Below are 10,578 nucleotides of genomic sequence, written 5' to 3' on the forward strand. Positions count from 1 at the left end.
CTCCCGGGCCTCCACCAGGAAATCCTCGCCGGTGCGTTCAAAAAGAACCAGTTCCGCTTCCCCCGCGGTTTCTCCCGTGCCGGTACGGATGTGCCCTTTCAGGACAAACAGGGCCATGGTCTCTCCGTCTTTCACATGGAACGAGGCACGGCCGCCCGCCTTCAGGCGCACATCCCACACATTCAGGGGGCTGAAGGTTCTGGCCGGTCCCCTGGTGCCATTGTAATCACCTGCAATCACCCGTACCTGGCCTGCGTTGTCGGGCAGGTTCACCACCGGAATGCTGCCCCGGGTAATGTTCTGGTAGCCCGGCGGGGCTTTCTTGTCCTTTGCCGCAAGGTTGACCCACAGCTGGATCATCTCGAACGGGCCGCCGGTCTTCCGGAAATCCGGGCCGTGGAATTCCTCGTGCACGATGCCTGAACCCGCTGTCATCCACTGGACGTCGCCCGGGCCAATGACGCCCCCGGCGCCGGATGAATCCCGGTGTTCCACCTGGCCGTCATAGACAAGGGTTACGGTCTCGAAACCCCGGTGGGGGTGCGCCCCGACGCCCCGGCGTTCTGAAGATGACGGGGGAAACTGCGCCGGGCCCGCATAGTCCAGCAGCAGGAAAGGGGACAGCTCCCCGGCAAGAGTGTTGTACGAAAAGATGCTGCGCACCGGAAAGCCGTCGCCCACCCAGTGCTGTGGGTGGTTCCGGTGAATCAGCAAAACCTTTTTCATGGTCATGGCGCACCTCCTGACTGGCAGGATAGCAGCAAAGTGTCACCAGACCCTGAATTACTTTCGGACAGGCAGGATATAATGCCTGCGTACCTTTTGGGGAGGATCCTGTGAATATTGTTCCTGCATGGGCCAGACGGCTGTGGACGGGCATGAAGGTTCAGGCCTTCACAAAAATGGTTATTACAGGAGAAACAGTTATTGCGGAAACGGGAGAAATGGTTACTGCGGGAGATGAATCATGGGCCCTCAGGATTCTCCGACGCATTCCGGCAGAAGCTGTGGCAGGTCTTCTCGGGGAGCAAAAATTCTCCGGAAATCCGGAATGGCGGCGATTTTGGAACTCTTGGATCGGGCGGGCGTATCAGTTCCATGAAGAACGCATGCAAATCCAGTCCGTGGTCCAGAAAATTCTGGAGTCAGGAAATCTGGCGGCGATCAGTTTTCTGAAAAGCCATCCGGAATTTTCCCGGATCAGCCAGGATATCCTGATGTTTGCCCTGGGAGTTGAAAGGGCTTCTGAGGAAGCCTTGGACAGTCTGTTGCAGGGCACGGATGAAACGGGTCGCAGCATCATCTATGGCAGGTACCGGGCTGAATTGCAGAATCGCCAGTGGAATCCTGATTCATTCTGGACCCGCCGGTTCTCCTCCTGGGCTCCCGGACACCCGGCTTTCCGGGATCTGGCGCGGAAAAATCTGCTCAAGGCTTCGGCCGATCCGGCAGAAGTTCGCGAAGCCTTGGAAAAGGACCGATCGCTGCTGACGCGGGACGATTTGTACCGGGCCGCGTTTGAGGCGGAAAAGGCTGCTGCACTGGCAACCCGGAATGACGTGCGGGAAAATACGCGGGAGTTCATCGGCCTTCTGCTGAAGGCCATGGGACAGGACAGCTGGATATATTACGAAGCACAGCGTTCCACCTTCCTGAAGGCCGAAATCGAATCCTGCGGCAAGGCGCCTCACTGTATCGACGAACTCACCGGACTTGTCAGGCTTGCCCTCATCGCCGGCGATGTGCCGAATGTCGATCTTGCCATGCGGCAGCCTGCTGCAGCTCGCGTGAAGGGCTCGGAGGTAGCAGGACTTGTGGCCCAGGCCTTTATCCAGAAGGCTCCTGATGTGGCCCCCCTGATCATGGGGCAGTACCTCAGGGGGGCCAGTGACGGAAGGATCTGTAATCTTCTGGAGCAGCTCCAGAAAAACTGCCATCTTCCCGGTGCGCCCGGCTGGCCCTGGATCGGGGAGCAGCTGGCAACCCTGGAACCAGGGCAGATGGATGATCTTCTGGCTGTTGCACGGCTCAGTGAAGACTGGCCCCTGGTGGCGAACATGGTCAGATCCTGCGGGGCCCGGATGTCTGAAGCGGCTTTGGGCTATACCATGGCTCTGGTTGTCGGAACAGGCGATATACCCAGCACACTGGGAATTATAGAAGTGCTGAACAATGTTGCTCCGGAAGCCGCTGCGAAGGCCTGGAAGGCAGCCCGGAATAATGGCAATGAACGGTGCAGGGAGGTTTACACCCGGGCTCTCGCGGAAAAATTCGGCCCGGTTATCCGGGACGCCATAACGGCGGAACAGGCAGAGATTCAGCGTTTACTGGTTCTGGAAACAGACCTGGTTATGCGCCTGCACGGCAGCGTGGAAAGAATCCAGGATGGAAAACCTGCCCTGGTTCCCAAACCCTGAGCCGGCGCAGGGTCAGCCCAGTTTTTTCTTCAGCAGGTCGTTGACCAGCGCCGGGTTGGCCTTGCCACCGCTCTGTTTCATGGCCTGTCCCACGAAAAAGCCGAACAGCTTGTCCTTGCCGGCCCTGTATTCGGCAACCTTGTCCGGGTTGGCGGCCAGAACGCTGTCGATCACGGCTTCGATCGCACCGGTGTCCGTGACCTGGCGCAGGCCTTTGGCCTCCACAATCGCGGCGGCAGGCTGGCCCGTCTCGAACATGTCCACAAAGACTTCCTTGGCGATGCGGCCTGAAATGGTGTTGTCCGAGATCAGGTCGACCAGGCCGCCCAGGGCGTCTGCGCTGACGGGACTGTCCTGCAGGTCCTTGCCGGCCTTGTTGAGGGCGCCGAACAGGTCGCCCATCACCCAGTTGGCGGCCAGTTTGGCATCGCGTCCCTTCGCCACGGCTTCAAAAAAGTCTGCCTTGATCCGCTCGGCCACCAGAACGCCCGCGTCATAGGCGGACAGGCCGTAGTCCTTCATGAACCGGGCTTTTTTCTCATCGGGCAGTTCAGGCAGCGTGGCCTTGATTTTGTCCACCCAGCCCTGCTCCAGCACCAGGGGCAGCAGGTCCGGATCGGGGAAATAGCGATAGTCATGCGCCTCTTCCTTGCTGCGCATGGAGCGGGTAATGCCCTTGCCGGGATCCCACAGGCGGGTTTCCTGACGGATCGTGCTGCCATCTTCCAGAAGGTCGATCTGGCGGCGGGATTCATGCTCGATGGCCTGCTGGACATAGCGGATCGAGTTGACGTTCTTGATCTCGCACCGGGTGCCCAGCGGCGCGCCGGGCTTTCGCACCGACACGTTCACGTCACAGCGCATGGAACCTTCGTCCATGTTGCCGTCGCAGGTGCCCAGATAGCGCAGGATGGCCCGCAGCTTGCGCAGGTAAGCGCCGGCCTCTTCCGGGGTGCGCATGTCCGGCTCTGACACGATTTCCATCAGCGCCACGCCGGCGCGGTTCAGGTCCACCAGCGTTTTTGTCGGGTGCTGGTCATGGATGCTTTTGCCCGCATCTTGCTCCAGATGCAGGCGGGTGATGCCCACCGTGCGGCTGGAGCCGTCGGGCATGTCCAGCACGATTTCCCCGCGGCCCACGATGGGCTGGCTGAACTGGCTGATCTGGTAGCCGGCGGGCAGATCGGCATAGAAATAGTTCTTGCGGTCAAAGACCGAGCGCAGGTTGATCCGCGCCTGCAGGCCAAGGCCTGTGCGCACGGCCTGTTCCACGCAGTATTCATTGATGACGGGCAGCATGCCGGGAAAGGCCGCATCCACCAGGCTGACCTGGGCGTTGGGTTCGGCGCCAAAGGCTGTGGCCGCGCCGGAAAAAAGCTTGGACTGTGAGACAACCTGGGCGTGGACCTCCAGCCCGATCACCATTTCCCAGTTACCGGTCTTTCCCTGAAGCAGAGCCGTCATTGTCCCGGTGTGCCCTTGCTGTCTGCTGCAGGCGGGGCTGAGCTTCCCGCATTCCTGAACTGCAGGACATGTTTCTGGCCGGGGGAAACGGTCACTTCCATGGGAAGGTATGAGCGTCCCACGAGGCCCTGCTGCTCACAGGGCGTGTCGTTCCTGTCCAGGTCAAACGCCTCGTTCTTCATGCAGAATGTTCGGGCGTCGGGCATGCTGTCTGCTCCGGCCCAGGTCAGCTGGTTTTTGCCCATGAACGAGACGGCGTAATAGTAATAGGTGGCCTTGTCGCCCTGCATGCCCGGATCATCACCGGCATGGATGATCTGGCATTCCCCGGCGGTCAGGACGTACCAGCCCTTTGAGGCCCACTGGCTTGCGGTTTTCGGATAGGCAAAGGCCACTTCCAGCGGCGACGTCAGCTGGTTACAGAATTCCACGGCGGCGTGGGCGGGGCGGACAGACACCAGCAGAAACAGGCAGAAACCGCAGACAATCCAGAGCCGGCTCAGCATGATGCCCTCAACACCTGTGAAGAAATGTTCACAGGATCCTGGAACCTGCCCCGTCCAAGGTCAAGAGGGTTTGTGAACCAGGCGGTTATTTCGGCCCGGGGATTTTCAGCACAAAAGTGCTGCCGGTTCCGCAATGGGCATAGCCTTTTGCCTCGGCTGCCGCGAATGCAGGCCCTGTAACCACCTTCTGCCGGGCCCAGTCCGTGACGATGCGGCACAGCGGCATGGCTCCCTTAATTTTCGGAGTTTCTTTCCAGGACCAGCAGACAGGATCGGCCTTTGCTGGGCTTTCTGCGGGCGACGAGCCGTTGCAGATCTGCCCATTTGCGGGATCCAGGGTTACGGTTGCGGGATTTAGGGCTGTTTTGACCCACTGGGTCCGGGCTTTGCCTTTTCTGGTCTCAACACGCCGCTGGACAAAAACCTGCTCTTTCCGGGTGTCAGCATCGGTCAGTGTGACCGCGCCCGTTACCGGATCAACGGTCAGGCCCAAACCATTCATGTCCACGCCCTGCGCGCTCAGGATCCTGACCATACGGGCCAGGTTCAGGGCTGCCGGGTGTCCATATTCCTTGTGCCTTGCAAGGGCTTCAAACAGGGCAGAGGGGACCAGTGCCCCGTCTTTTTGCCAGAAATACCAGGAGAGGGTATTGCGGGTTTCTTCGGTGCTGCCACTGCCGGTTGCGGACATTTCTCCAGTCAACAGGTTAACAGATATCCGGGTCAGGTTGCGGGTTTTTCCCTTGCCATTGGGAACCTGAACATCAAAAGCTTCAACACGCTCCAGTCTTCCTGCACTGTCCTGGAACAGTTTTATACCGCCGGATACCGCAACTTTCTGCCTGAGAAGGATTTCCAGAACCGCCATCTGCGCGGGTCCCCTGGTCACAGCGTCCAGACGGGAGTTTCTGACGGCCTCACTGTAAACTTTCTGAAGCCCCGCGAGCAGTGTTCCCACCTTGCCATCCGGAAGTTCGCCCCGGCGGGCCAGAAACGGGAGGGTCAGGGTCTGCCCGTTGTCCATTCTTGCGGAAATCTTCCCTGTGGAGAAATCAAGGTCAGCACTGAGGGCGCCTGGTGTATTGGCAGGACTGGTTATTGTGCGATGTTTGCCTTTGCGGTTGCTCCTGTTTTCGGATACCTGTGCCTTGGGGTCCGTGAATGTCACAACGCCCTTGTCCTTGACTGTGACAGTCATCTCACCGATAAAACCGTTCCGTATCAGGATGCGCTGGAAAATATTGATCCAGCCAGCGTATTTGCTTTCAGACTTTTCTTTTGCCAGCTCGGCTTCGGTTTTGGCCAAGGCTGTTGCAGCCGTTGCGGTTTTTCCTTTTGCTTCAGCCAGCTCTGCTGCGAGGTTTTTGTTTGCAGTGTTAGCCGTATCCAGATTTTCGGTTGTTTTCGTCAGCTCTGCCTGGGCCTTTGCAACAGTATCCTCGGTTTCACGGGATTTGCTGAAAAACCAGGCTGTGCCAAAGCCAAGGACAAGGGCAAAAGCCGTGGCAACTGCAGAGACCCATTGCCAGAATTTTCTGGCCGCAGAAACGCGTTCTATTTCCTTTTCAAGTCTTTCAAGTTTTCCTACGCGATCCCGAAGGCTCTGCATCTCTTTTTGCAGTTCTTCCAAAGCATCGTCTTTGCCGGCTTTTTTGCCCCGGTCAAAAGCAGCGCCCTCAGCCACTTTGAGTTGTCCAAGTGTCATCGACGGGAGAGGACGCTCTGGTGGATCCTCTTCTGTCGTGTCGGGAATGACAGACTCTGCAGGCGATCCATCTGGAAGCGCTTTTATCCTGACATGTGTTTTGTCCTGCCATTCGTTATCTGCTGTCTCGTCTGCTTCCGGCGGGCGGACTCCTGGAGCTGTTGTCCTGAACAGATGCGGACCTGCTTGGGGAAGAGATGCTTCCTTTGTTCCTGGTGCAGCGCCCTTCGCGATCAGAGGAGGCGGAGTTTCGGTTCGTGCAGAGGGATCTTCAACAGGGGGTAAAACCTGAGTCCGTTCTTCGTCAACTCCGGATTTTCCATATGACATTTTTCCACCTTCCTCCATTACGGGATAGCTTGCATCCCGAGGTCTGGAATCCTCATGCTTCACTGGCGAAAGGATTTATGCAGACCGTATTGTTTTCAGCAAGATAAAAAGGCATTTGCGGGGCGGGGCGCGGGATTCCCTGTATTCCTGCTGTTTTTTGCCTGTTCCGCGAATATGCGGGATGTTGCCTGGAAACCGGATCCGGGTTACCCTGCGCCGCAGTTGCCAGTCCGGGATCCGGTCGGAGTTATGCAGGAGGTCCAGTGATCCGGTTCGAGAATGTGGGCATGCGGTACGGCAGTGGTCCGGAGGTCCTCCATGACGTGACCTTCAGCCTTCCCGTGGGGTCGTTTCATTTCCTGACCGGGCCCAGCGGGGCAGGGAAGTCCTCGCTGCTCAAGCTTCTGTACATGGCTCACCGGCCCTCCCGCGGCCTGATCACGCTTCTGGGCAAGGACATTTCCCGTCTGGACCGCGACGGTCTGGCGGCCCTGCGCCGGAAAATCGGCGTGGTGTTCCAGGATTTCCGCCTTCTGGAGCATCTCAGCGCCTTTGACAATGTGGCCCTGCCGCTGCGCCTGGCAGCCCAGCCCGAATCCAGTATCCGCAGCGAAGTGACGGATCTTCTGCGCTGGGTGGGCCTCGGGGATCATCTGGACGCCCGGCCCTCGACCCTGTCCGGCGGACAGAAACAGCGCGTGGCCATCGCCCGGGCCATTATCGGCCGTCCCCGGTTCATCATGGCCGACGAACCGACGGGCAGCGTGGACGATCAGGTGGGCCTGCGCCTGCTGCGCCTGTTCGAGGAGCTGAACAAGCTGGGAACCACGGTGCTGATTGCCACGCACAACGAGGCCATGATCCGCAAATTCGGCTATCCCCGCCTGCATATCGAAAGCGGTCATCTGACCCAGGAAATCCCCGCAGGAGCCAGCGAGGCCGCATGCTGAAAACCCGCTATGACCTGCCGCTGGATACGGATGCTGCCAGCCGCTTTCTGCCCTGGATCACCGGGGTCATGGTCTTTCTGGCCATCCTGGCCATGGCCGCTTTCCTGCTGGTGTCCGGCCTGACCCGCCACTGGCGCACCAGCCTGTCCGGCACCATCACCGTCCAGATTGCCGCCGAGACAGGGGATCAGGGAACCGTTTCCCTGGACGACAGGGCCGACCAGGCACAGCGTGCGCTGGAACGCCTGTCTGGCGTGACGGCCACCCGTGTGTCCGTGGAGGAATCGTGGAAACTTCTCGAGCCCTGGCTGGGTGCGGGGCTGGTGATGCAGGACCTGCCGGTTCCGGCCCTTCTGGATGTGCGGGTTGATTCCGGCAGCGAGGCGACGCTGGAGGATATGCGCCGCCAGCTGGAAGACATCCCTGGTACCAGTGTGGATGACCACCAGGCCTGGATGAAGGACCTGATGCTGATGGCCCGGATCCTGGAAAGTGTGGCGCTGGCCGTTCTTTTCCTGATTGCCGGCGCGGCGCTTCTGGTGGTCATGTTCTCGGCCCGGGCCGGGCTTGCGGTCCATGCCCAGGTCATTGACCTGCTGCATGTGATCGGCGCTACGGACCGTTATGTGGCCGGCCAGTTCCAGCGCCATGCCTTCCACATGGCCCTTCGGGGTGGTCTGGGTGGTCTGGCCGCGGCGACCGTGGTCCTGCTGGCGCTGCAGTTTATGGGCCGGGACAGCGAGGCCCTTCTGCTGCCGTCCTTCAGCCTGGCACCGGTGCAATGGGGGATCCTGGTCCTGGTGCCTGTGGCCGGCATGATCCTGTCCGCCCTGACGGCCCGCATTGTGGCCCTGCGCGCGCTGGGCCGCATGCCATGAGGACGCTGCTCCGGTTCCTGCGACGGACGGTCTTTCGTCTGGCTTTTCTGGCTATGGTTGTGACCGGCGCCTGGGCGGCAGGGCTGGTCTGGTTTGCCGGCACCATCCCGGGCGCCGTGGACATGAAGGGGATCGAGGCCACGGATGCTGCCGTGGTCCTGACCGGGGGCCGGGACCGCCTGTCGGAAGGTCTGCGGCTTCTGTCCGAGGGAAAGGCCGGGAAACTTTTTGTGTCGGGGGTTCACAGGGACGTGACGCTGCGGGACCTGCTGCGCCTCCAGGATCCGGGCGCGAAAGCCTGGACCTGCTGTATTGTGCTGGGTCATGCGGCCGACAGCACCCTGGGCAATGCGGGGGAAACAGCCCGCTGGATGCAGGCCGAGGGCTATACGTCCCTGCGCCTGGTCACGGCGAACTATCATATGCGCCGCAGTATGACAGAGTTCCGCGAGGCTGTTCCGGAGGGCATAAGCGTACTGCCCTATCCGGTCCAGCCGTCGAACCTGTCGTTCGAGGGGTGGTGGAAAGACCAGCCGACCCTGCGGCTGGTGGTGAACGAGTACAACAAGTATCTGGCCGCCCTGGTGCGGATTTACGTTCTGCCCCGGGATCAGGACGAGAAAAACGCCAGCGTCAGTGTCAGCGATATGACAGCCAGGGCCATGGAGACGTACAGGACGTAGCGTATGGCGCGCAGCTCATAGCCTTGGCGGACCCTGTTTCCGTCAACGTTCCAGATCCTTCTCCGGGGCTTTCTGTGCCTGGAAAAATGATGATGTCCGGTCATGGGATAGGCAACCATGGACGTGTCTCCTTTCATGCCCATCCCATAGAAATGGGACTTTCCAGGACCCGGATCAAGGGGCGTTGGCCTCTCCGGAAGGGGTAGGGACAGCCCTGTTTCGCAGGTGTCTGAGGATAGAAGGTATGTTTTCCTGAAAAAATCACCGGAACTGCAGGCCACTCCCCGGGGCCCTGTCCTGGCGGATGGCGGCCAGCAGGCGGACAGCGTCCCGGCTGGCCCGTTCTGCGGGGTTATAAAAAGAGGGCGACGGGGCTGTTGTCACAGACCGCACCACGTCCGGGACGATGGGGCCGTCATAGCGGCAATGGAGGGCGGAGAGGAAGAGCAGGGGAGAGGCAATCATAGGAATAAATTAACAGGAAAAAAGTCTCCTGTCAATCCTTTCTCTGTCCTGCCAGGGCCAGAGCGATCCTGACCGGGCCCAGAGCCACTCCGCGGCGCAGGTTGTCGGCCACGATCCACAGGTTCAGGCCGTTGTCCACGGTAGCATCCTCGCGGATCCGGCTGACGAAGACATTGTCTTCCCCCGCAATTTCGGCCGGTGTCACATATCCCTCATCCTGCCGGTGGTCCACAACGGATACGCCCGGGGCGCGGCGCAGGATCTGCCGGGCCTCGCCAGCGGTCAGCGACTTTGCAAACGCGGCATTCACCGCCAGGGCGTGCCCGATGAACACAGGCACATGGGCGCAGGTGGCCGTGACCTTGACAGCAGCGCCCAGGATCTTTTTGGCCTCGGCGGCCAGGGTCCATTCTTCCCGGGTCGCGCCGTCGTCCATGAAAGCATCCACGTGCGGAATGACGTTGAAGGCAATCTGCTTGGTAAAATGCTCGGATTTCATGGGGTCGTTCACATAGACGCCCCGGGTCTGGGTGAACAGCTCGTCCATGGCGGCCTTTCCGGCGCCGGAGACGGACTGCAGGGCCGTCACCACCACCCGCTCCAGCCCCGCAGCGTCATGCAGGGGCTTCAGGGCTGTCAGAAGCTGGGTTGTAATGGGCGAGGGGCAGGCGATCACACGGCTTTTCGGGCTGGCCACGCCGGCCGGATTGACCTCCGGAATCACCAGCGGCACGTCAGGCTCAAGACGAAAGCGGGGCGACGTGTCGATGACCGTGCCGCCTGCGCGGGTGACCCTGGGCGCCCAGGTTTCCGACACCTTTGCATCCGCCGCGAAAATGACCAGGTCATCCGCAGAAAACACAAAGCCGGACAGGTCGCTGGTTTTCAGGTCCTCATCCTCGCCATAGGATACCACAGCGCCGGCAGAGCGTTCCGAGGCCAGGGCTGCCACACGCCCGGCCGGAAAGCCCTGTTCCGCCAGGGTCTGGAGGATTTCCCGGCCTGTGTTTCCCGTGGCGCCCACAATGACGATCCTTTTCATGGGACAGTTCTCCGTTCAAGAAGGGGTAAAAGCGCAAGACCGGTCAGAAAGCCACCCATATGGGCCTCCCAGGCCACGGTCATGTCGGGGGAGAGAGGCATGAAGGATCCGGCCAGAAAGTTGAAGGCCAGCCAGATG

11 protein-coding genes are annotated in these 10,578 nt (G+C 60.3%); 4 read left to right on the top strand and 7 right to left on the bottom strand.

The annotated features are described in order from the left end of the window. Positions 1-726, bottom strand: a 726-nt coding sequence (locus tag M3O22_06490; protein ID MDP9196394.1) for a pirin family protein, incomplete at its 3' end; no start/stop codon positions are given. A 110-nt stretch (positions 727-836) separates the two neighbouring features. Between M3O22_06490 and M3O22_06495 the strand changes: the two genes are divergently transcribed. Then, positions 837-2,417: a hypothetical protein gene (locus M3O22_06495; GenBank protein MDP9196395.1), complete on the top strand. Its 1,581-nt coding sequence runs from the start codon at positions 837-839 to the stop codon at positions 2,415-2,417. A gap of 12 nt (positions 2,418-2,429) precedes the next feature. On the opposite strand, the gene gatB is transcribed toward M3O22_06495, so the two are convergent. The 3 genes from gatB to M3O22_06510 all read right to left on the bottom strand — a co-directional run bounded on the left by gatB (position 2,430) and on the right by M3O22_06510 (position 6,071). Next, on the bottom strand, positions 2,430-3,881 hold the full coding sequence (gene gatB / locus M3O22_06500; protein ID MDP9196396.1) for an Asp-tRNA(Asn)/Glu-tRNA(Gln) amidotransferase subunit GatB: 1,452 nt from the start codon (positions 3,879-3,881) through the stop codon (positions 2,430-2,432). Further along, a complete protein-coding gene (locus M3O22_06505) occupies positions 3,878-4,387 on the bottom strand; it encodes a DUF1036 domain-containing protein (GenBank protein MDP9196397.1) in 510 nt (169 codons plus the stop codon). The genes gatB and M3O22_06505 overlap by 4 nt, the downstream gene beginning before the upstream one ends. Before the next feature lie 85 nt (positions 4,388-4,472). Next, positions 4,473-6,071: a hypothetical protein gene (locus M3O22_06510; protein ID MDP9196398.1), complete on the bottom strand. Its 1,599-nt coding sequence runs from the start codon at positions 6,069-6,071 to the stop codon at positions 4,473-4,475. Between the two features lie 614 nt (positions 6,072-6,685). Here M3O22_06510 and ftsE point away from each other — a divergent pair. From ftsE to M3O22_06525, 3 genes are read left to right on the top strand one after another with little or no spacing between them, the layout of a single operon-like run. Further along, on the top strand, positions 6,686-7,372 hold the full coding sequence (gene ftsE / locus M3O22_06515) for a cell division ATP-binding protein FtsE (GenBank protein MDP9196399.1): 687 nt from the start codon (positions 6,686-6,688) through the stop codon (positions 7,370-7,372). Then, on the top strand, positions 7,366-8,250 hold the full coding sequence (locus M3O22_06520) for a hypothetical protein (protein MDP9196400.1): 885 nt from the start codon (positions 7,366-7,368) through the stop codon (positions 8,248-8,250). Before ftsE ends, M3O22_06520 begins: the two co-directional genes overlap by 7 nt. After that, positions 8,247-8,933, top strand: coding sequence for a YdcF family protein (locus M3O22_06525; GenBank protein ID MDP9196401.1), 687 nt, complete (start codon positions 8,247-8,249; stop codon positions 8,931-8,933). Before M3O22_06520 ends, M3O22_06525 begins: the two co-directional genes overlap by 4 nt. A gap of 261 nt (positions 8,934-9,194) precedes the next feature. Here M3O22_06525 and M3O22_06530 read toward each other — a convergent pair whose 3' ends face one another. Genes M3O22_06530 through M3O22_06540 form a run of 3 tightly spaced genes read right to left on the bottom strand, consistent with a single transcriptional unit; the run spans position 9,195 to position 10,523 of the window. Beyond that, positions 9,195-9,398 carry a hypothetical protein gene (locus tag M3O22_06530; GenBank protein MDP9196402.1) on the bottom strand — a complete coding sequence of 68 codons (204 nt, stop codon included), beginning with the start codon at positions 9,396-9,398 and terminating at the stop codon, positions 9,195-9,197. A gap of 31 nt (positions 9,399-9,429) precedes the next feature. After that, positions 9,430-10,440 (bottom strand): aspartate-semialdehyde dehydrogenase, encoded by a 1,011-nt coding sequence (locus M3O22_06535; protein ID MDP9196403.1) that lies wholly within the window; start codon positions 10,438-10,440, stop codon positions 9,430-9,432. Further along, positions 10,437-10,523: a hypothetical protein gene (locus M3O22_06540; protein MDP9196404.1), complete on the bottom strand. Its 87-nt coding sequence runs from the start codon at positions 10,521-10,523 to the stop codon at positions 10,437-10,439. Before M3O22_06540 ends, M3O22_06535 begins: the two co-directional genes overlap by 4 nt. Between the last annotated feature and the right edge of the window lie 55 nt (positions 10,524-10,578).

This window comes from Pseudomonadota bacterium, from assembly GCA_030775045.1.
Taxonomy (GTDB): Bacteria; Pseudomonadota; Alphaproteobacteria; order JALYJY01; family JALYJY01; genus JALYJY01.